This is a genomic window from Halosimplex yunnanense (genome assembly GCF_054504345.1).
The window spans coordinates 492,784-514,142 of record NZ_JBTJEL010000033.1; the positions used below are offsets into that span (position 1 = coordinate 492,784).

Consider the following 21,359-nt stretch of genomic DNA (forward strand, 5'->3'; position numbering starts at 1 on the left):
ATACGTTGATGTACACTCTAGTACGCTACACCCCACATATGTCCGAAGACAAATTCGAAGTAGCGGACGACTTCCTGACCATCGGGCGGACGTTCGCGGAGTACCGGCGGATGTTCGACCTCGGTATCGACGACCTCGCGGGTCGTGAGTTGCTCGACTGCGGTGGCGGCGCGGGGGCGTTCACCGCGACGGCCGCCGAACTGGCAGAGAGCGCCGTCGCCGTCGACCCGCTATACGGCCCTCCCGCCGAAGAACTGGCGCGCGAACTCGACGAAGCGATCGAGTACAACGTCGCGCAGCTCCGCGAGAAGCGAGACCTGTTCGTCTGGGACTTCTACGGCGACGTGGAGACTCGGGGGCGGTACCTCCGGGCCGCAGCCGAGCGGTTCCTCGCCGACTACGCCACGCATCCCGAGCGGTACGTCGTCGGTGCGCTGCCGGAACTTCCCGTCGCCGACGACGCCGTCGACCTCGCGCTGGTCGCGAACCTCCTGTTCGTCTACGACGACCGCCTCGACCGAGAGTTCCACGCGGCCGCGCTCCGAGAACTCGCACGCGTCGCGCGCGAGGAGGTGCGCGTCTTCCCGCTGCACTCGCTGGACCGCACCCGCTCCGAGTACGTCGAACCCGTCGCGGAATCGCTCCGGGCCGACGGCCACGCGGTCTCGTTCCGTGAGGTCCCCTACGAGTTCCAGCCCGGCGCGACGGAGATGCTCGTTCTCGAACCGTGATCGGTCCGGTCGGCCCACGGGGGGAACTGCGCAGCGGCGTCGATCCGTTTCGACGACAGTTTTAAGCTCGTGTGTAAAGTACGTTTTACTGTAAAGAGTGCTTTACACATGGTCGACAGACTCGCAGCCGATCGGTACTCGGAACGGACGCGACGGATCACCTATACCGTCAGCTTCGTCGCCGCTGGAGTTGCCGTCGGGGCCGTGTTCGTCCTCGCGGGCGAGGCCGCGGGGGCCGTAGCGCTGGTGGCGCTGGTCGCCCTCGGCAACCTGGCGAGTCGGCACTACCCCGGCCGAGTCGACGAGCGCGACAGGCACGTCCACCGGGTCGCGAGCGCGCGGACGGTCGAGCTGCTCACCGTCGGCGGCGGCCTGGTCGTCGCCGGCGCAGTCGTCTTCGACGCGTTCGACGTCGCGTCGATGCCGGCGTGGGCGATGCCGCTCGGCTGGGCCGTGGCCGCGCTCAGCCTGACGTACCTCCTGATGGCGGCGTACGAACGACACGCCTGAAGGGGACGGACGGCGAGGTGGCAATCGAATGGACAACGACGTGCGCGCTCGCCGGGAGCAGTTGGAGCTCAGCCAGGGCGACCTCGCCGACGCCGTCGGCGTCACCCGCCAGACGATAAACGCCATCGAGCGCGACCGCTACGACCCGTCTCTGGAGCTCGCGATGAAGCTCGCCGCCCTGTTCGACTGTCCCGTTTCGGCCCTCTTCTCGCCCGAACGGTCGTCGTGGGACCTCCCCGAGGACCCCGGGGCCGAGTAGTCGTCCGACGCCTGCGATCGTTCGCGCCGGACGGTCGTCGGCTACTCGTCCGGGGACGCCCGGACAGTCAGGACGGGTCGACTGGCACCGCGAACGACCGCCGTCGCGACGCTCCCCATCACGAACCGGTCGATACCGGTCCGTCCGTGGGTCCCGACCACGATCAGGTCGACGTCCTGCTCGTCGGCGAATTCCAGGATCTCCTGTTCGGGCTCGCCCTCCCGCGTCGCGGGGGCGACGTCGACGCCTTCCTGCGCGCCGCGAGCGCGCAGCGCGTCGCCGATGGTCTCGCCCTGCCGTTCGAGGAAGCCGTGCAGCGCGCCCCCGCTCCCGAACCGGCTGTCGATCACGTAGAGCCCGTGGACCGTCGCGTCGTGGGCTGCGGCGAGGTCGAACGCGTAGTCGCGTGCGCGCTCGGCGCTCTCGCTCCCGTCGCTCGCGAGCAGGATGCGACGGATCCCTCCGTCGGCGCCGGGGCCGTCGGCCCGGACGATCAACACCGGCACCGACGACTGCTGGGCGACCTGCCGGGCCACCGAGCGCCGGAGGAACCGCGCTAGTCGCCCGCGGGCGTGGGCACCGATCACGGCGAGGTCGACCTCGTTCGCTGACGCGTACGCGGCGATCTCGTCGGCCGGATGCCCGACAGCAATCGTCTCGGTGGTGGCGATACCGGCGTCGCTGCAGGCCGCTGTGGCCGCGTCGAGCGCCGACTGAGCGGTCTCCCGGGCCGCCGCTTCTATCTGATCGCCAGGCGAGGAGTCGCCGAAGTCGTCGGGGACGGCGCTCCTGTCGACGACGGCGAGCGCGTGGACCGTCGCGTCGTCGTCGGCCAGCATGAGCCCGTACTTGACGGCGCGCTCGCTCGCCTCGCTCCCGTCGACTGGGACGAGTATCCGGTCGAACATACGATCCGTTAGACCCCCCACAACAAGGCGATTCCGAGCACGGTCACCGCCGACAGGAGCAGTTGCAGCGGGCCGCCCACGCGCATGTAGTCGGTGAACCGGTAGCCGCCCGGCCCGTAGACGAACAGGTTGGTCTGGTAGCCGATGGGGCCGAGAAACGACGTCGACGCGGCGAAGGTGACCGCGAGCACGAACGCGAACGGGTTCGCGCCGATGGCGGTGGCAGCGGCCGCCGCGACGGGGATCATCAACACGACGCTCGCGTTGTTGCTTATCACCTCGGTGATAAGTCCTGTCGTGACGTAGAACAGCCAGAGCACGAGGAGGTCCGGGAGGAAACCCGCCGACGCCGCGACCGCGGCGCCGACCAGCGCCGCGGCACCGGTACGTTCGAGCGCCACGCCGAGCGGGATGACCCCCGCGAGCAGGAAGATGACGTTCCAGTCGACCGACTCGTACAGCTCGTTCGGTTCGAGGACGCCCGCGACGACCATGGCGACGATCCCGGCGAGCGCGCTGACCAGGATATCCTGCTGGAAGCCGGCCACCGCGGAGAACTCCTGGATCCCGGTCGCACCGACGAGCGCGCTCGCGAGGAATTCCCACGGAAACGCCACGACGCCGACCACCCCGATCATGATCCCGACCGCGTACGGGATCTTCTCGGTCCGGTAGTCGGGGTCGCCGGCCTCCCGCGCGAGGACGAAGTCCCGGGTCTGCGCGAGGCGGTCGACGCTGTCCGGGCTGGCCCGGACGAGGAGCGTGTCACCCCCGCGGATCGGCAGGTCGTCGAGCGGGTCCCCAACGGCGCCGCTCCGCCTGCGAAGCGCGAGGACGGTCGCGTCGTAGCGCTCGCGAAACGTCGAACTGCGGAGGCTCTCGCCGACGAGCGGGGAACTGGACGGCACCACGACCTGAACGAGCGACTGGTCGCCCGTCGCCGCCGTCGCGTCGGCGCCGTCGACGGTCTCGCCCGCTCCCGGGACGGCCAGCCCGTCGATGTCGTCGAACTCCCCGAGCGTTGCGCTGTTCGCCCGGATCAACAGGGTGTCGGCCGGCCGAAGCCGCCGCTCGCCCACGTCGTCGGAGAACCGATCGCCGTCGCGGATCAACTGGAGGAGGTCGGCGTCCACGTCGGGCGCTTCGACCGCTCTCCGCGCCCTCCGGCCGACGAACGGCGACCCGTCGTCGACGACGACCTCCGCGAGGTACTCCCTGGCGCCGGGTTCCTCGTCGGCCACCTCCGGCGGGACCCGTTCGGGGAGGAGCCGATGGCCGATGAGGACGAGGTAGAGTCCACCGACGAGGAGGACGACCGCCCCGAGCAGGGTGAACTCGAAGAAGTCGAACGCGTGGAGGGTCGGGTACCTGCGGGAGAGCCGCGCCGACGTGGCGCTCGCGAGGATGTTCGTCGACGTCCCGATGAGCGTGAGCATGCCGCCGAGTTGCGAGGCGTACGAGAGCGGGATCAGCAGTTTCGACGGCGACGTGTTGCCCTTGTGAGCCACGTCCGAGATGACGGGGACGAGGATCGCGACCACCGGCGTGTTGTTGACGAATCCCGACACCGGCCCGGCGACGCCGATGGTCGCCAGCAGTTGCCTGTCGAGGCTGTCGCCGGCGAACGCGGCGATCTTCCGGCCGACGATCTGGACCGCGCCCGTCCGGCTGATCCCCGCGCTCAGGATCAGCATCGCGAGGACCGTTATCGTCGCCGGGCTGGAGAAACCCGATATCCCGTCGGCCGGCGATATCTGTGTCCACGGTTCGAGCACGATCAGCGCGACCATGATCGCGATCGCGGTCACGTCGACGGGGAGCCACTCCGTCACGAACAGCACGACCGCGGCGAGCGTGACGGCGAACACCACGAGCATCCCGGGGGTCACGCCCGCCGGCGTCGTCGCCTGCAAGACGCTCGCGGAGACCATGGAGGGACGAACGGAAGTCCGGGTAAAGAAGGGCTGTATACGTTGAATCGGCGGCGCCAGCCATCGGCGTTCGCCAGCGAGCCGTAGAGAGGGGTTACTCGGGCACTGTGTGCGGTTATCGACTGCCATCCCGGTGATAGGTAGCGCGTTCACCAGTGGCGTCCCGTATCCAGACCGCCTGTCGCGGGCCGGCGGCGCTCGTGCGGCCCCGTGACCTCGATCCCCACGCCGCCCCAAGGGGTTAGTTCCGACCGGCCGAACGGCCGGCATGGTCGACGCCCGCGAGTACCACGACCGGACGAACCACTCCCCAGAAAAACTCCGCGAGGAGTCCTTCCGGCTCGACCGGTCGAACCAGCCCCGCCCCTACAAGGTCTACGAGGACCTCCCCCGGTTCTCGCCCGACGGCGACCCCGACCAGCCCGAGACGCCCGCGCTCGCCGCCGTAGCGGCAACCGATCCCGAACCGCCCGACGGGACGGCGAATCCGTCGGGAGATCCCGACATCCGGACGCTCTGTCACTACGCCGCGGGGGTCACGAAGGAACTGGAGATCCAGGGGCAGTCGATGTCGTTCCGGGCGGCCGCCTGCACGGGGAAGCTCTACCACGTCGACCTGTACGCCGTCACCGGCGAGTGCGGCGGGTTCGACCCGGCGGTCTACCACTTCGACCCCCGCTCCGGCGAGTTCGACGTGCTCCGGGAGGGCGACTTCCGACCCGTGCTCGCGGACGCCAGCGGCGACCACGCGGGCGTCGCGGAGGCGCCGGTCACGTTCGTCGCAACCTCCCAGTGGTGGCGCAACGCCTGGAAGTACCGCGAGCGCACCTACCGCCACGCCTTCTGGGACTCCGGCACGATCCTCGCGAACCTGCTCGCGGTCGCCCACGGGAGCGGCCATCGGGCGGAAGTCGTCGCGGGCTTCGCCGACGACCCCGTCGTCGACCTGCTCGGCCTCGACCCCCACGAGGAGGCGCCGCTGGAACTCGTTCCCGTCGGATCGGAGTCGCCGATGCCCGGCCAGCGCGAGTCGCCGAACACGACGGATTCGCCTGATGCGACCGCCGCGCCGAACTCGGCCGAACTCGACCCGATCGACCCCGAGGAGCGGCCGCTCTCGGACGACCCGGTCGACTACCCGCTCGTCCCCGACGCCTGGCGCCAGAGCCGGCTCGACGACGGCGCGGCCGCGGCGGCGTGGCGCGAGCGGTTCACCGCGGAAGTCGCGGACGCCTCGCTCGGCGCGCGTCCGGACGACAGCGGCGACCGCGTCCAGCTCGACCCGGTCGACGCGGAGACAGCCTCGGCGCGTCCGGTCGGGAACACCATCGACCGGCGCGGCTCCTGCCGGGACTACAGCCACGACCCCATCAGCGCCCGGAAGTTCGCGACCGTCCTCGACCGGGCGCTCCGCGGCGTCCCAGCCGACGCCTTCGCCGGCGACCTCGACGGCCTGGTCGACTGCTACTGCCTCGTCCACGCCGTCGAGGGGATCGACCAGGGCGTTTACGAGTACCACCCCGGCGACGACGAACTGGAGCGAGTCGGCGACACCGACCGGGAGACCGCCGGCCACCTCGCGCTCGGGCAGTCGGTCGTGGGCGACGCGGCCGTGAACGTGTACCTCGTGGCGGACGTCGACGCCGTCGTCGAGGAGTTCGGCAATCGGGGGTATCGGCTCGCGCAACTGGAGGCGGGGGTCGCGCTGGGCCGACTCTACCTCGCCACCTACGCCCACCTCGGACTCGGCGGGCGCGGGTTCACCTTCTTCGACGGCGAGGTGGCCGAGTACCTCTCGCCGCACGCCGACGGACAGACGCCGATGACGCTGTTCGCGTTCGGCAACCCGGCGTGAGAGCGCCGGGTCGAGCGCTCCGCCTCAGGAGAGTTTGAAGAGCGCGATGCCGGGGTCCATCTCTCCACCGGATGCGACGCCCCCCGCGTAGACGGCGCCGTCGACGACCGCCGGTCCCGCGGTGAACCGGTAGTCGCCCCCGTCGTGGCGCCAGTCGACGTCGCCGCTTTCCGGGTCGAGCGCGACGAGCGTCTCGTCGCCGATCTCGCCGTCGTTACCGCTCGTCAGGTAGAGGTGGTCCGGACTCGCGGCGACCCCTCCGGAGTGCGTCAGGTCCATCTTGCCGAATCGCCAGCACCGCTCGCCGTCGTCGGCACGGAAGGCGTACATCGCGCCGTCGCTCGCCACGTAGACGTGGCCGCCGTCGACCGCCAGCCGCTCGAGGTCGTCGTCGACCGACCCAGCCCAGACTCGCTCACCCGTTGCCGCGTCCAGCGCGAGGACTGCGCCGTCGGTCCCCGCAGTGTAGACGGTCCCGTCGACCACGGCGGGAGCGGTCTCGAGCGGCCCCGGCGTCTTCGCCCACCAGGCTCGCTCGCCGGTTTCGAGGTCGACGGCGTGGAGGTACGCGTCCCCGCCGGCCGCGTACACGGTTCCGTCGACGACGGCCGGGTGGCGGCCGACGCGGAGTCCGATGTCGTAGCGCCAGCGTCGCTCGCCCGTCGAGAGGTCGTACGCCCGGAGACCGGTCCGCGTCGGGACGAGCACCGCGCCCTCCGTGACCGTCGGCCGGGACTCCCTGAGACCGAGATCGGCATCGACGCCGGTCCGCCATCGCCGGTCGCCGCTCTCGCGCTCGAACGCGACGAGCGTGTCCGTCGACCCGGCGACGGCGACGACGTCCTCGCCGACGACCGGGACGCTCGGATCTTCGATGCCGGCGGTCCACGTCCCCTCGCCGGTCGCCGCGTCGACCGCGTACAGCGTCGCATACTTGTCCGTCGTGTAGACGGTTCCGTCGGCGACGGTCGGCTGTGCGCCGCCGATGTGACCCCCGACCCGCATCGTCCACTCGACCGAAAGCGGCGGCTCCGGCATGGCATCCCGGGGAACCGACCGCGTGTTCCGCCGGTCGCCGGTCGCTGTCGGCCACTCCGGATCGCCCGGATTGCGGTCGCCGTCGACCGAGCAATCGCTGCCCCCACCGAACCGGTTCCCGCCGAACCGGCTCCCGCAGCCCGCGACGAGCGCCGTCCCCGCCGCCGCCAGAAACGCGCGACGCCTCATTCGAACCACACCACCCGTCCGCTGCTTACTGTCGCGACCATCGCACCGCCCGCGACGGCCGCCCCCTCGTGAGCGACGTTCCCGATCTGATCGTCGTATCCGAAGTACTCGGACTCGGCGTGCTCGCCGAACTCGCCCCACAGCGGGTCGCCGGTCGCAGCGTCGAGCGCCCCGAGACCGACGTAGACCCGGTCGGCGGTGACGACGGGTGCGTCCTGGCGGGGGTTCCGGTCCGTGAATCCGTCCAGTTCGGCCCGGTTGACCAGCCGCCACCGCTCCGTGCCGGTGGCCGCGTCCAGCGCGTACACGTTCTTCGCGCTGACGTACACGGTCCCGTCCGCCACGGCCGGCCGACTCGTCCCTTCGTACCCGGTCGCGAACCGCCACTCGCGCGTCCCGTCGGCGGCGTCGATAGCGTGCAGCGCGTTCCCGATGGGAGCGTAGACGACGCCGTCGACGACTGCGGGCGACCGAATCCGTCCGTGAGCGCGGGCCTCGTAGCGCCACTCGACGTCACCGGTTTCGAGGTCGAGCGCGACGATTTTCACGGTCCGCTCTTCGTAATCGCTGACGTCCCGGACGTCCAGCGCGAGATACGCCGTCGAACCGTCGACGGCCGGCGCGGTCACGGTCGTCCGGTCCGTCCCGAGGAACCCTTCCCCCAGGGACAGCGGGGACCGGCGGCCACACCGGCGTTCCGCGGCCAGGTCGACGATCACGAGTCGACCGCTGTCGTCGCCGACGTAGAGGTGGTCGCCGGCGACCGTGGGAGCGCCCAGCGCCCGCGGGGCCGACGCCGTCCACAGTTCGTCGCCGCTCTCGCGGTCAAACGCGACGACGTCGCCACCGACCGTCGTCACGACGACGGCGTCGCCGGCGACGATCGGCCCCCCGCCCACGCTGTCCGGAAGTGAGGCCGTCCAGACCGGCGCGTCGCTCGTCCGTTCGAGCGCGTAGAGCCGGCCCGGTGGATCCTCGACGCGCCAGTTCGGCCGACCGGTCGCGACGAACGCGCGGCCGTCAGCGACGACGGGCGGAGTCCCAGAACCCGTCTGTTCGTCGGGGGGGTACTCCCAGAGCTCCCACTCGACGGGCTCCGGCTCGGCGGCCGGACCGCTGTCTGTCGCACGGCCGGTCTTGGCTGCGTCGAGACCGGGCTGGGGCCATCCGGAGGGTGGGTCGGTGTCGGGCGCGGAGGGCGAGCAGTCGTCACCGGCGCAGCCGGCGAACGATCCGATCGCCGCCGTCCCGACGGTCGCGAGGACCGTTCGACGGCGGACCATACGCCGTCATTCGCGGGTCGCGGAAAACCTCTTTTGGTCTGGCTGTCACGTCGGATCGGTCGTCGCGTGATGCGGTCCGACCGGTCCGTGGTCCGGGCAGATGCCGGCGATGGGCGTCGCGTTGAGACAGCACTGCCGGCTGTTCGTGGCGGCGAGGTTCTGCTGGAGTTGCGCCCCGCACAGTCGACAGTATTCGGTCTCGTCGGTCACGCTGATCCGCCTGTGGTGTTCGGGGCGGGAATGTCTGTCGACGAAGGCGCCGTCGAAAGCTCTCGGCACGCTCGCTGGGAATGACTGGTACCGCTGGAATTACTCGGAGTTGAAAGCCCTCGGCGCGCTCGCGGTCGCTGAGCGACATACCCTCGCGGCCTGCGGCCGCTTCGGGTAGGGGTCGCTCAGACGACTGAACTGCACGCGAGTCCGCCTCGCCCTTTCAGTCCACCAGGGACGACACCGCGGCCGCGACGGCAACCGCCTCGCACAGTACCGCAGACGGCCACACGCCTCCCCAGCCGATTCGCTCGCCGCTGGCTCGCTCATCCCTCGCACGACTATTTCGAGCGGTCCTCACAGTGCTCGGACACGCTCGACAGCGCGCGCCAAAAACAGTTAATCGTCGGTTTCAGTCGTCGGCGGGCGTCGCGGCGTCGCGGCTCGTCAGGTCGACGGGGTCGGCGTCGACGTCGAGTTCGTCCAGCGCGACCTGCGCCGCGCGCTTGCCGGAGACGAGCATGGCGCCGAACGTCGGGCCCATGCGCGGCAGGCCGTAGGTCGTCGCGGTGGCCATGCCGGTGACGACGAGGCCGTCGTGGGCAAGGCCGGTGTGCTCGACGACGGCGTCCTCGCTCTCGCCGACCCACATCGAGTCGTGGCCGGGCGAGTCGTGGCCGGGGGCGCCGTAGGTGTCGTCACCCGTCGAGTCCATGCCGCTGGCTTCCTCTTCGAGGCCCGGCGCGTTCAGGACGCCGCGCTCGTCGAGCTTCTTGACGGCCATGGCCTCGTGGCCGGTGGCGTCGATGACCAGGTCCGCCTCGACGGCGATGGGGTCGACGCAGGTGATCTCGCGGGGCAGGGCGTGGACCGGCGTCCAGTTCATGACGATGCCGCCGACGCGGTGGTCCTCGCGGATCACGATGTCGGTGAACTCCGTCATGTTCTGCATCTTCGCGCCGGCGTCGCAGGCGGCCTTGATGAGGCCGGAACAGGCCTCCGGCCCGTTGGCGACGTAGAGCCCCTCGCTGTCCTTGGACTGTTTGTGGTCGACCTCGAGTTCGTCGAGGACCTGCTGTGCGGGGTCACGGACGGTGACCTTGTTCATGAGGAACCCGCCCAGCCAGAAGCCGCCTCCGAGGTAGTTGTTCTTCTCGACGACCATCACCTGCACGCCGCGCTCGGCGAGCTCCTTCGCGGCCATCAGCCCCGAGGGGCCCCCGCCGACGATGATGACGTCCGAGTCCGAGAAGTCCATGAACTCCTCGGTCCACTCCTGACCGATCGCTCGAGTGACTTCCGCTTCGCCGACGTCGCTGAACTTATCGAAGCCTTCCTGGCTCATATTACTCGGTGTTAACAGTTGGTGGTAAAACGTCTTTCGCTATAACCCGGTTGTACAACAGACGATTCGGGCGCGGTGATTCGGCGGTCTCGCCGCGACCGATGAATCGGCGTTGTACAACGGACTTATACCGCGACCGGGACAAGCGGGGCGTATGTCGCTGCGGCTGCCGAGCGAGATCGTGGTCGAGCGGTTCCTGCCGACCGCCCGGACGCTGTTGGCCGCCGAGTTGCACGACCGCGGGTTCACCCAGAAGGAGGTCGCCGACCGCCTCGGCCTGACGCAGGCGGCGGTCAGCAAGTACCTCCGCGGGGACGTGAGCGTCGAGGACCGCTTCGCCGACGACGAGCGGTTCCAGGCGACGGTCGAGCGGATCGCCGACGGGTTCGCCGACGGCTCGATGGACGGCTACGAGGCGCTCGCCGAACTGCTGGACCTGATTCGCGCCTTCGAGGATCGCGGCCCCATCTGCGCGGTCCACGAGGAGGAGATGCCCGCGCTGGAGGGGCTGGGCTGCGATCTCTGCGTCCGCGGGACCGATGACGCCGTCCTCGCCGAACGCGAAGCACTCGCGGCCGTCCGCCGCGCGTCCCGCCGGATCTCGAACACGCCGGAGATGGCCGCGGACATCCCGAACGTGGGAACCAACGTCGGGACCGCCGTTCCGGGGGCCGCCGACGCGACGGACGTCGCTGCAGTCCCCGGCCGGCTCCAGGCCGTCAACGGCCGGATCATGGTTCCCTCGGACCCCGAGTTCGGCGCCTCACAGCGCGTCGCCGAGACGATCCGCGCGGCGATGGCCGTCGACCCGGAGGTCAGAGGGGCGCTCAACCTCGCGACCTCCGAGGCGCTACTGGCTGCCGCGCGTGAGCGCGGGATCGAACCGATGGCGTTCGACGCCGATTACGAGGCCCGCGGCGAACGCCTGCGCGAGCGCTTCCGCGAGCGAGGGGGCGTCCCGCGAGTGATCTACCACGAAGGGGCGTTCGGCATCGAGCCCGTCTGCTACGTCTTCGGCGAGACGGCCGCCGAGGCCGCGGCGCTCGCGGTCGAACTGGTCGAAGCGGCCGACGAGTGAGGGCGGAGCCGCGACGGTGGGATGGCTTCGACGCACGTCTCGGCTAACGGAAACGTTTCTAATCAGGCCAATCCAGAGGCGATCGATGGCTCGACGAACCGCGATCGCGACTACCCTCCTCGCGGGGCTGCTCGTTCTCGCCGGCTGTTCTGCGCTGTCCGGCCCCGATGCGACGAGTTCGCCCGCGACAAACACGACGCTCACGGAATCGACACCGACCGACGCCACCACCGCAGTCGAGACACCGACAGCGACCAGCGCGCCGGAGACGACGGACACGACCACTGCACCGGAGGCCCGGACGGGGACGCTCACCGCCGAGAAGACGCCGTCTTCTCCCTCCGCGCCTCCGTCCACGGAGTCGCCCGACGAGGCCACCGACGGCGTCGGCGAGAGCGATCGAGTCGTCGTGAAAAACGGGACGCTCCCGGTCGACGCGACGGAGGTGTACCGCCGGGTCGAGCGGCTGATGGGCACAGACGCCCCGGCACCGACGGTCGAAGTCGCCGACCGTGAGCGGGTCAACTTCTCGGAGGGGTACCTCGGTGAGGTGGACACGACCCTGGGATTCTCGAGGAGAACGGACTCGAAGTCGGTTTCCGACTGTGGGACGTTCTTCCCGGCGTCCAGCGTGGGCGACTCGATTACCATCACTCCCGGAACTCTGTCGGATTCGGCGGTCGAACTGGTCCTCGTCCACGAGTTCGTCCATCGCCTCCAGCCGAACGTGACGGGCTACGACCGGCTCTCCGAGCTCGGTTCGTACGACCTCTCCCAGGCTCTCAGCGAGGGGAGCGCCGTCTACGTCGCCGACGAGTACGCGCGGCGCTACGACACGCGGTGGAACGGCGAGACGCCGATCGGTGTCCGCGAGTGCCTCTACGAGCACGTCCCCGGCCCCACCCGCGGGCCCGCCGGCTGGTACGCCATGGGTGGACAGTACGTCGCACAGCGACTCGACTCTCCCGCCGAACTGTCGGACATTTACCGGGCGCCCCCCGAGACTACGGAGCAGCTGATCCACGGACTGGAGCCCAGCGACGAACCGGTACGAGACCTCGACGTCACCGTCGTCGGCAACGAACGCTGGTCGGTCGAAGACGAAGAGCGCGAGGGCGAACTCCGCCTCAGGTCGTGGCTCAGGACCGGCCTGCCGGCCGACCGCGTCGATACTTCCGCGACCGGATGGGGCGCCGACCGACTGGTCGAACTCGACCGGAACGGGACGACGGGCGTCGTCTGGGCACTCCGAATGGATTCGGCCGCTGACGCCGACGAACTCGCCGGGGCGATTGCGAAGCTCGAAGCAACTCTCGAATCACGGAACGCGGCCGAACTCGAGTCGACCCGGGTCGGCGAGGAGACCGTCGTCGTCTTCGCGGGGCCCGAGTCGTTCGTCGGGAACGCGACAGCCGACGGGACCGCCGGGAACGTCACCGTCGCCGTCCCGTAGTCGGCCGACCGCGGGCTGGCGGCGCGAGCGCCACCGTCCTTTTGTCCGTCTCGCCCCAAGCCACCGCATGGCACAGCAGACGACCGACAGCGCCGCGGTCGGCGAGCCGAGCGACCAGTGGCGCTCGTATCAGGGGGCGTCGACGGGGACCGACATCGAGTGCGAGGGGTGGCGCCAGGAGGCCGCCCTCCGGATGCTCAACAACAACCTCGACCCGGAGGTCGCCGAGCGGCCGGAGGATCTGGTCGTCTACGGCGGGACCGGCCGCGCCGCCCGCTCGTGGGACGCCTACGACGCCATTCTCGCGGAACTGCGCGACCTCGGTGACACCGAGACGCTGCTCATCCAGTCGGGCAAACCCGTCGGGCGCTTCGAGACCCACGAGCGAGCGCCACGCGTCCTCATCGCCAACTCCAACCTCGTCGGCAAGTGGGACAACTGGGAGCACTTCCACGAACTCGAGGCGCGGGGGCTCATCATGTACGGCCAGATGACCGCCGGCTCGTGGGCCTACATCGGCACGCAGGGGATCATCCAGGGGACCTACGAGACGCTCGCCGAGGCCGCCCGCCAGCACTTCGACGGGAGTCTCCGAGGTCGGATCGTCGTTACCGGAGGCCTCGGTGGGATGGGCGGCGCCCAGCCGCTCGCGGTGACGATGAACGAGGGCGTCTGCATCGCCGCCGAGGTCGACGAGGCCCGCATCGACCGCCGAATCGCGACCGGCTACTGCGAGGAGAAGACCGACGACCTCGACGAGGCGATCGCGCGCGCCGAGGAGGCCGCCGAGGCGGGCGAGCGCTACTCGGTCGGCGTCCACGTGAACGCCGCCGACATGCTCGAAGCGATGCTGGAACGGGGGTTCGTCCCCGACGTGATCACCGACCAGACCGCCGCCCACGACGCGCTGGAGGGATACTACCCGTCGGGCTACACAGTATCCGAGGCCGACGCCCTCCGCGACGATGACCCCGAACGGTACGAACGGGAGAGCCTCGACACGATGGAGCGGCACGTCGACGGCATCCTGGAGTTGCAGGAACGCGGCGCCGTGGCGGTCGAGTACGGCAACAACATCCGCGGGCAGGTCGCCGACTACCGCGCCGAGCGGGGCAACGGCGACGGCGAGCGGCCGTGGCCGCTCTCGGGCGCCACCGCCCGCGAACGCGACGCCTTCGACTATCCGGGGTTCGTCCCCGCCTACGTCCGCCCGCTGTTCTGCGAGGGCAAGGGCCCGTTCCGCTGGGTGGCGCTGTCGGGCGAACCCGCTGACATCCACCGCACCGACGAGGCCGTCAAAGAGCTGTTCCCCGGGAAGGAGGCGCTGCACCGCTGGATCGAGCTCGCGCAGGAACAGGTGTCCTTCCAGGGGCTCCCGTCGCGCGTGTGCTGGCTGGGCGCGGAGACCGACGAGCAGGGAGTCACCGAGCGCGCCCGCTTCGCCCTGCGGATCAACGACCTCGTCGCCGATGGCGAGATCGCGGCGCCGGTCGCGGTGACGCGGGACCACCTCGACGCGGGCAGCGTCGCCTCCCCGTTCCGCGAGACGGAGGACATGAAGGACGGCTCGGACGCCGTCGCCGACTGGCCGATCCTCAACGCCTTGCTGAACTGCGCGGCCGGCGCGGACATCGTCTCCGTCCACGACGGCGGCGGCGTCGGCATCGGGAACGCGCTGCATACAAACAACCACGTCGTCCTCGACGGGTCCGATCTGGCCGCCGAGAAGGCCCGACGCGTCTTCACGACCGACCCCGGGATGGGCGTCGTCCGCCACGCCGACGCGGGCTACGAGCGTGCCAGCGAGCAGGCCCGCGATTCGGATATCCCGATCCCGATGGAGGACCGCGATGAGTGAGGACGCCGCGGAGGACCGGTCGACGGGTTCCCTCACGGCGCCGCCCGAGTGGACGGGTCCCTCCGCCGACCCGAACGACGAGCAGTTCGGCGACGTGGTCGAACCGGCGACGCTCGACGCCCTCGACGAGTACGGGGCCGTGATCGTCGGCGAGCCCTACGACGGCGCGGTGATCGGCCGCAGCGGCGCGGCCGAGGGGCCGGCCGCGATCCGCGAGTCGCTCGCCGCAACGAAGACCCACCACGTCGACCTGGGCCCCATCTCGGTCGCGGGCGACCCCGCCGACGAGGACGGCGAGAACGTCCCACACGAGCGGATCCACGGCCCGGTCGGGCCGGGCGTCGGTCTCGGTGATCTGGGCGACGTTGCGCTGCCGGACGGCGACGGGTCCGCGGACGGGACCCCGGGAGAAACTGACGGCGAGGACGTCCCGGTCGACGACAGGGACCGAGAACCGGCCGTCGAGACGGTCCAGGAACGAGTCCGCGCGGTGACGAGCGACCTCTATGGTCGGGGCGTCGTCCCCGTCTTCCTCGGCGGCGACAACTCGCTGACCTACCCGAACGCGGCGCCGCTGCTGGAGCAGGGGTCCCTCGGCGTCCTCAGCTTCGACGCCCACCTCGACTGCCGGGAAGTCCGCGAGGAGACCGGGCCGACGAGCGGGACGCCGTACCGCCAGCTCCACGACGACGGGCTGGACGCCCTCGCGGTCCTCGGCGCCCGGAACTTCGAGACTTCGACCGCGTACCACGACTACCTCCACGAGCAGGGCGGGCGCGTGTTCACCCCCCAAGATCTGGTCGACGCGCCGATCGACGCGATGGACGACGCCATCGCCTCGCTGGGGGACGTGGACGCCATCTACGTCAGCGTCGACGTGGACGTACTTGACGCCGCCGCCGCGCCGGGGGTCAGCGCGCCGACGCCCGGCGGCCTCACGACGCGGGAACTGTACCGGCTGCTCGAACACGTCGCGACCCACGGCCGCGTCGCCGGGTTCGAAGTCGTCGAGTGCGCGCCGCCGCTGGACGAGACCGGCCGGACGACCGACGCCGCCGCGCGGGTCGTCGCGCACTTCCTCGCCAGCCTCGCCGCGCCGAAGGGTCGCCACTCGCGTCGGGGGGCGCTCGATGGGTGACCTCACCGCCGTCGTCCGTGGCGCCGCCGAACTCGCGACGGCCACGGGCGACCTCCGGAGTGACGACCCCGCCGGCATCGTCGAGGACGCAGCCGTCGCGGTCGTCGACGGCGAGATCACTGCCGTCGGGCCGACCGAAGAAGTGACCCGCGAGTACCCCGCGGAGAACGCGACCCACACTGTCGATGCCCACGGCCGAGCGGTGATCCCGGGCTACGTCGATTCGCACACCCACGCCCTGTTCGCCGGCGACCGCTCGGACGAGTTCGAGGCGAAACTTCAGGGAACGACCTACGGCGAACTGCTCGCCGCGGGGGGCGGCATCCACCGCACCGTCCGCGCGACCCGCGCCGCGAGCGACGAGCAACTGCTGGACAACTTGCTCGACCAGCTCGACGTGATGGTCGCCCACGGCACCACGACGGTCGAGGTGAAGTCGGGCTACGGCCTCGACACCGAGACCGAACTGCGGATGCTGGACGTCGTCGACCGCGCCGACGACCGCCACCCGGTCGACGTCGTCCCGACGTTCCTGGGCGCCCACGCGGTCCCGCGGGACTACGATGGAGACGGCGCGGCAGCCGATGCCGACGACTACGTCGAGCGCGTGGTCTCCGAACAGCTCCCCGCCGTCGAAGCGCAGGGCGTCGCCGAGTTCTGCGACGTGTTCTGCGACGAGGGCGCGTTCACGGTCGAGCAGTCCCGGCGCGTCCTCGAAGCCGGCGCCGAGCGCGGCCTCACGCCGAAGGTCCACGCGGAGGAACTCGCCCACCGCGGCGGGACGAAACTCGCCGCGGAGGTGGGCGCGGCGAGCGCCGACCACCTGCTACACGCCACCGACGAGGACGTGCAGGCCCTGATCGACGCGGACGTGACCCCCGTCCTCCTGCCGGGGACCGCCTTCGGCCTCGGCGCCGACTACGCGGACGGGCGGGCGATGGTCGAGGCGGGCGCGCCGGTCGCCGTCGCCACCGACTTCAACCCGAACTGCCACTCCCAGAGCATGGCCTTCGCCTCCGCGCTCGCCTGCGTCGAGATGGGACTCACACCGGCGCAAGCGCTCGTCGCCGGCACCCGCAACGGGGCCCGCGCCCTCGACCGCCCCGACCTGGGAGTCATCCGCGAGGGCGCGCCCGCGGATCTGGTCGTCCTCGACGCGCCGTCGCACGTCCACGTCCCCTACAGCTACGGGATCAACCGCGTCGCGACCGTGCTGAAGGCCGGTCGCCCGGTCGTCGGTCCCGAGTGGGTCGGCGAGCTCGGCGAGTCGCCGCGGGACGGCCCGGGCGACGAGCCCGGAGGGACCACGGATGAGTGAAGTCGTCCTCGACGGCGAGTCGCTGACGCCGGCGGAGGTGGCTGCGGTCGCCCGCGAGGGAGCAGCGGTCTCCATCGCCGAGGACGCCCGCGAGGCAGTCCGTGCCTCCCGCGAGCGCGTCGAGGACGTGCTCGACAGCGACGAGGCGGTCTACGGCGTCAACACGGGCTTCGGCGAACTCGTCGACGAGCGCATCCCCCGCGAGGAGGTCGAGACGCTCCAGACCAACCTGCTGCGCAGCCACAGCGCCGGCGCCGGTGAAGAACTCCCCGCCGAGGCCGTCCGCGCGATGCTCGTCGCCCGCGTCAACGCGCTCGTCAAGGGCTACTCGGGCGTCCGGGAGGTCGTGGTCGACCACCTCGTCGCGATGCTCAACGCGGGGGTCACACCGGTCGTCCCGCGCACCGGCAGCCTCGGCGCGAGCGGCGATCTCGCGCCGCTGGCCCACGCGACAATCGTCCTCCTCGGCGAAGGAGAGGCCGAGATCGGTGACGAACGCTTCGGCGGCGAGGAGGCGCTGGTCCGCGCGGACCTCGAACCGCTCACGCTGCGCGCCAAGGAGGGACTGGCACTCATCAACGGGACGCAGCTGTCGGTCGGACTCGGCGCGCTGCTGGTCGCGGACGCCGAGCGGCTCGTCCGCGCGGCCGACGTCGCGGGCGCGCTCACGACCGAGGTGACGATGAGTTCCACGGTGCCGAGCCACCCCGCGATCCAGGCGGCCCGGCCTCACGACGGCCAGACCGAGAGCGCGGCGAACGTCCGCCGGCTGACCGCCGACTCCGAGATCGTCGACTCCCATCGCAACTGCGACCGCGTGCAGGACGCCTACTCGACGCGGTGTCTCCCGCAGGTCCACGGCGCCGTCCGCGACGCCGTCGCCCACCTCCGCGAGGCCGTCGAGACGGAGCTCAACAGCGCGACCGACAACCCGCTGGTGTTCCCGCGGGAGACGGTGGCCGATCCCGGCGAGGACGTTGGCACTGCGGCCGCGGCCACGCGCGCCAGCGGCACCGACCGCGCGGCCGTCCTCTCGGGCGGCAACTTCCACGGTGCGCCGCTCGCCCACCGCCTCGACTACGTCGCCAGCGCGCTGACCGACCTCGCTGCGATCAGCGAGCGCCGCGTCGACCGCATGCTCAACCCGAACACGCAGGAAGCTCACCTGCCGCCTTTCCTCACGCCCGATCCCGGCGTCCGCTCGGGCTACATGATCGCCCAGTACACCGCCGCTGCGCTCGTCAACGAGTGCCGCGGGGCGGGCCGGCCGGCCACCGACAACACCCCTGTCAGCGGCAACCAGGAGGACCACGTCAGCATGAGCGCCACCTCGGCGTTCCAGGCCCGCGACGTGGCCGAGCGCGTCGGGCGCGTCCTCGGGATCGAACTGCTCTGCGGCGCCCAGGCCGCCGAGTTCGTCGACGACGACCTCGCGCCGGGTCGGGGCAGCGGCGCGGCCTACGAGGCGGTCCGCGAGCGTGTCCCGCCGCTCGAGGACGACCGCCCGCTCGCCGGCGAGATGGAGACCGCCGCTGATCTGGTCGCCTCGGGCACGCTCGAATCGCGGGTCGCCGAGGCGCTGGAGGAACCGCTGGCGTGAGACCAAACGGCGAGAACAGCCGATAGCGCGACGGACGATCGAGGTGGCTCAGTCCGAGAAGCGGAGGTTCGAGCCGATATCGCTGGCGTCGTAGCGGTCGCCGTCCGCCCAGTTGCGCAGGCTCGACTGGGTCTCGAACAGCGCGGTGTCGAGGTGTTCGGTTCGAATTTCATCCCCGTTCTGCAGGGCGTTGCGGGCCGCGTTCTCCGCGAGGAGTTCGATGTCGCTGGCGGCGTACCCCTCGGTCCCCTCGACGATCCGGTCCCAGTCGACCTCGTCGGCGACCGGCCGGTGGTCGAGGTGCAGGTCGAGGATGGCCCGCCGCGCCTCGGCGTCCGGCGGTGGCACCTCCACGCGCTCGTCGAACCGACCCGACCGCCGGATCGCCTGATCGACGTCTTCGAGGAGATTGGTCGCGCCCACTACCACAACGTCGTCGTCTTCCAGCGATTCGAGTTCGGTCAGCAGCTGGTTGACCATCCCCTGCTGGCCGGACTGCAGGTCGCCGCGCGACCCGGCGACGGCGTCGATCTCGTCGACGAAGAGGAGACACGGCGCGTTCGCGCGGGCGATCTCGAACAGGTCTGCGACGTTCTGCTCTGGCTTGCCCATCCACTTGCTCGTCAGGTCGGCCGGCGAGACCTCCACGAACGCGTGACCGAGTTCGCCCGCTAGCGCGCGGGTCACGTGGGTCTTCCCGCAGCCCGGCGGGCCGTACAGGAGGAGTCCCGAGAGCACGTCGATGTCGTAACGCTCGTAGGTCTCAGGGTTCTCCAGCGGGTCGATCACCGTCTCGCGCAGCCGCGATTCTAGGTCCGCCATCCCGCCGACGTCGTCGAACGTCTGGTCGACGTCGACGGTCACCAGCGAGTGGGCCGACAGGTCGACGCCGTCCGGCTGGACGATGTGAGCGCCTTCCTTGTGGGAGACGCCGACCCAGTCGCCGATGCTCGAGTCGGTCTCTTCGAGCCCGGTTTCGAGGTGACGCTGGCCGATCGGTTCCTCGTCGCGCAGCGCCGCGCGGGCGGCGTTCTCGGCGATCAGCTCGACGTCGCTCGCCGCGTAGCCGACCGTCTGATCGACGATCGGTGCCAGATCGAGGCCGTCGGCGGTCGGCCGCCCCGCGAGGTGCAGGTCGAGGATGGCCCGCCGCGCCTCGGCGTCTGGCGGCGGCACCTCCACGCGCTCGTCGAACCGACCCGACCGCCGGATCGCGGGATCGACGTCTTCGAGCAGGTTCGTCGCACCCACCACGACCACGTCGTGGTCGTCGAGCGACTCCAGTTCCGTGAGCAGCTGGTTGACCAGTTGCTGCTCGCTGGAGTTCATGTCGGTCTCGCCGCCGCGGTCGCCGGCGATCCCGTCGATCTCGTCGACGAAGAGGAGACACGGCGCGTTCGCGCGGGCGATCTCGAAGACGTCGGCTATCTTCTGGGCCGGTTCGCCCATGTACTTGCTCGTCACGTCGGCGGGCGAGACCTCCACGAACGCGTGGCCGAGTTCGCCGGCGAGCGCGCGGGTCACGTACGTCTTCCCGCAGCCCGGCGGGCCGTGCAGCAACACGCCGTTGACGACGCCGAGCCCGTAGGCGGCGAACCGCTCGGGGTCGGTGACGGGCCGTACGACCTTGTGCCGGAGGGTCTCCTTCAACTCGCCCATCCCGCCGACCTCGCCGAAGCCGTGGTCGGGCGAGGGGTCGACCAGCGACTCGGCGTCCATCTCGACGCCGTCGGGCTGGACGACCTCGTTCGATCCGTCGGCCGCTGTGCCCCCGCTTCCGCCGCGTCCGGCAGAACCGACCGGATCGGGGCCTCCCGCGTGGTTCGTCTCGGAGCCACCCGCGGGCCCGCTGTCGCCCGATTCCTCGGCGGCGTCGGCGGCCCGCTGGACCCGGTCGAGGTCGACGTGGTAACCGTACTCGCCGACGACCGTCGGGTCGCCGGAGACCCACTCGGCCACCCAGCCGTCCGGATGCTCGACGTCGGCGTCGTCCTCGTCGCGGAAGGAGACGAGGTAGGCGTGATCGGCGCTGTCTACGCGGAACTCCGCCAGCCAGAAGGGCAGGTAGACGCGGCTCACGCCGGTCACGTCGATACCGCCGTCGGGGTCGAAGTCGTTCGGCAGGCCGTGGGCGTCCCGGAGCTTGTTGAGGAAGACCGCCGCGGCCTCCTCGCCCGCCGCCGCGCGCCGCTCGCGGTAGTCGATCAGCCGCTCGACCAGTACGCTCTCCGCCCGGTCGTTTGTCGCCTGGAACTCCAGCATCACTGTCGTCCCAAGCGACGGGTGCTCGGCGCCGAGGTCGAACTCGTCGGGGTCGACCGTCACCGGGTCGTCGGTGCCGTCGACGTACTCGTGGACGAACCGGTCGTTGCCCTCGACCAGCCCGTCGACGAGCGTCGTCGCCGTCTCCGCGCTCGACCCCAGAGACAGCAACTCCGACGCCTCGTACTCGAACTCGATACGGAAGGCCGGATAGAGCACCCTGTGGAGCCGGTCGAGTCGCTCCCCCGGTCCGAAGGGCGTGACCGCCCGCTCTTCCAGCGCCTGCCGGACCGTCTCCTCGTCGGGGAGCCGCCGGTCGAAGGCGAACCGTTCCGGGATCACGTCAGGCCACCCCGCCACGTGCGAGCGTCATTACAGTCGAGTGTCACGGAC

At 70.7% G+C, this 21,359-nt stretch carries 17 protein-coding genes; 10 read left to right on the top strand and 7 right to left on the bottom strand.

All coding sequences use genetic code 11. The features are described 5' to 3' along the window. Positions 1–38: 38 nt before the first annotated feature. From AB2U09_RS11155 to AB2U09_RS11165, 3 genes are all read left to right on the top strand, one after another. Positions 39–731: a class I SAM-dependent methyltransferase gene (locus AB2U09_RS11155; protein ID WP_459192790.1), complete on the top strand. Its 693-nt coding sequence runs from the start codon at positions 39–41 to the stop codon at positions 729–731. Between the two features lie 108 nt (positions 732–839). Continuing rightward, complete coding sequence (locus tag AB2U09_RS11160; protein WP_459192791.1) at positions 840–1,241, top strand: DUF2178 domain-containing protein; 402 nt, start codon at positions 840–842, stop codon at positions 1,239–1,241. Between the two features lie 28 nt (positions 1,242–1,269). Further along, positions 1,270–1,500, top strand: a complete 231-nt coding sequence (locus AB2U09_RS11165; protein WP_459192792.1) for a helix-turn-helix transcriptional regulator — start codon at positions 1,270–1,272, stop codon at positions 1,498–1,500. Positions 1,501–1,541: 41 nt separating this feature from the next. Here AB2U09_RS11165 and AB2U09_RS11170 read toward each other — a convergent pair whose 3' ends face one another. Together AB2U09_RS11170 and AB2U09_RS11175 are read right to left on the bottom strand one after the other, a co-directional pair. Next, positions 1,542–2,408 carry a universal stress protein gene (locus AB2U09_RS11170; protein ID WP_459192793.1) on the bottom strand — a complete coding sequence of 289 codons (867 nt, stop codon included), beginning with the start codon at positions 2,406–2,408 and terminating at the stop codon, positions 1,542–1,544. Between the two features lie 8 nt (positions 2,409–2,416). Beyond that, the gene (locus AB2U09_RS11175) at positions 2,417–4,339 is read right to left on the bottom strand and encodes an SLC13 family permease (protein WP_459192794.1); all 1,923 of its coding nucleotides are present in this window, start codon (positions 4,337–4,339) and stop codon (positions 2,417–2,419) included. Positions 4,340–4,607: 268 nt separating this feature from the next. Here AB2U09_RS11175 and AB2U09_RS11180 point away from each other — a divergent pair, with 268 nt between their 5' ends. Next, positions 4,608–6,194: a SagB/ThcOx family dehydrogenase gene (locus AB2U09_RS11180; RefSeq protein WP_459192795.1), complete on the top strand. Its 1,587-nt coding sequence runs from the start codon at positions 4,608–4,610 to the stop codon at positions 6,192–6,194. 24 nt (positions 6,195–6,218) lie between these two features. Here the strand turns inward: AB2U09_RS11180 and AB2U09_RS11185 are convergent, their stop codons facing one another. From AB2U09_RS11185 to AB2U09_RS11200, 4 genes are all read right to left on the bottom strand, one after another. Next, on the bottom strand, positions 6,219–7,421 hold the full coding sequence (locus AB2U09_RS11185) for an outer membrane protein assembly factor BamB family protein (protein ID WP_459192796.1): 1,203 nt from the start codon (positions 7,419–7,421) through the stop codon (positions 6,219–6,221). Next, positions 7,418–8,704, bottom strand: a complete 1,287-nt coding sequence (locus AB2U09_RS11190; RefSeq protein ID WP_459192797.1) for an outer membrane protein assembly factor BamB family protein — start codon at positions 8,702–8,704, stop codon at positions 7,418–7,420. The genes AB2U09_RS11185 and AB2U09_RS11190 overlap by 4 nt, the downstream gene beginning before the upstream one ends. 45 nt (positions 8,705–8,749) lie before the next feature. Beyond that, the gene (locus AB2U09_RS11195; RefSeq protein WP_459192798.1) at positions 8,750–8,914 is read right to left on the bottom strand and encodes a hypothetical protein; all 165 of its coding nucleotides are present in this window, start codon (positions 8,912–8,914) and stop codon (positions 8,750–8,752) included. A gap of 412 nt (positions 8,915–9,326) precedes the next feature. Further along, on the bottom strand, positions 9,327–10,259 hold the full coding sequence (locus tag AB2U09_RS11200) for a sulfide-dependent adenosine diphosphate thiazole synthase (RefSeq protein WP_459192799.1): 933 nt from the start codon (positions 10,257–10,259) through the stop codon (positions 9,327–9,329). A 154-nt stretch (positions 10,260–10,413) separates the two neighbouring features. On the opposite strand from AB2U09_RS11200, the gene AB2U09_RS11205 reads away from it, so the two are divergent. From AB2U09_RS11205 to hutH, 6 genes are all read left to right on the top strand, one after another. Beyond that, positions 10,414–11,337, top strand: a complete 924-nt coding sequence (locus AB2U09_RS11205) for a thiamine-phosphate synthase family protein (protein ID WP_459192800.1) — start codon at positions 10,414–10,416, stop codon at positions 11,335–11,337. An 85-nt stretch (positions 11,338–11,422) separates the two neighbouring features. Beyond that, positions 11,423–12,790 carry a hypothetical protein gene (locus AB2U09_RS11210; protein WP_459192801.1) on the top strand — a complete coding sequence of 456 codons (1,368 nt, stop codon included), beginning with the start codon at positions 11,423–11,425 and terminating at the stop codon, positions 12,788–12,790. Between the two features lie 67 nt (positions 12,791–12,857). After that, positions 12,858–14,648, top strand: coding sequence for a urocanate hydratase (gene hutU, locus AB2U09_RS11215; RefSeq protein ID WP_459192802.1), 1,791 nt, complete (start codon positions 12,858–12,860; stop codon positions 14,646–14,648). Beyond that, positions 14,641–15,786, top strand: a complete 1,146-nt coding sequence (locus AB2U09_RS11220) for an agmatinase family protein (protein WP_459192803.1) — start codon at positions 14,641–14,643, stop codon at positions 15,784–15,786. The genes hutU and AB2U09_RS11220 overlap by 8 nt, the downstream gene beginning before the upstream one ends. Then, positions 15,779–17,104 carry an imidazolonepropionase gene (hutI, locus tag AB2U09_RS11225; RefSeq protein ID WP_459192804.1) on the top strand — a complete coding sequence of 442 codons (1,326 nt, stop codon included), beginning with the start codon at positions 15,779–15,781 and terminating at the stop codon, positions 17,102–17,104. Before AB2U09_RS11220 ends, hutI begins: the two co-directional genes overlap by 8 nt. Then, entirely contained in the window at positions 17,097–18,704 is a 1,608-nt protein-coding gene (gene hutH, locus AB2U09_RS11230; RefSeq protein WP_459192805.1) for a histidine ammonia-lyase, read from the top strand. The genes hutI and hutH overlap by 8 nt, the downstream gene beginning before the upstream one ends. A 48-nt stretch (positions 18,705–18,752) precedes the next feature. Here hutH and AB2U09_RS11235 read toward each other — a convergent pair whose 3' ends face one another. Then, a complete protein-coding gene (locus tag AB2U09_RS11235; RefSeq protein ID WP_459192806.1) occupies positions 18,753–21,308 on the bottom strand; it encodes an AAA family ATPase in 2,556 nt (851 codons plus the stop codon). Positions 21,309–21,359: the final 51 nt, after the last annotated feature.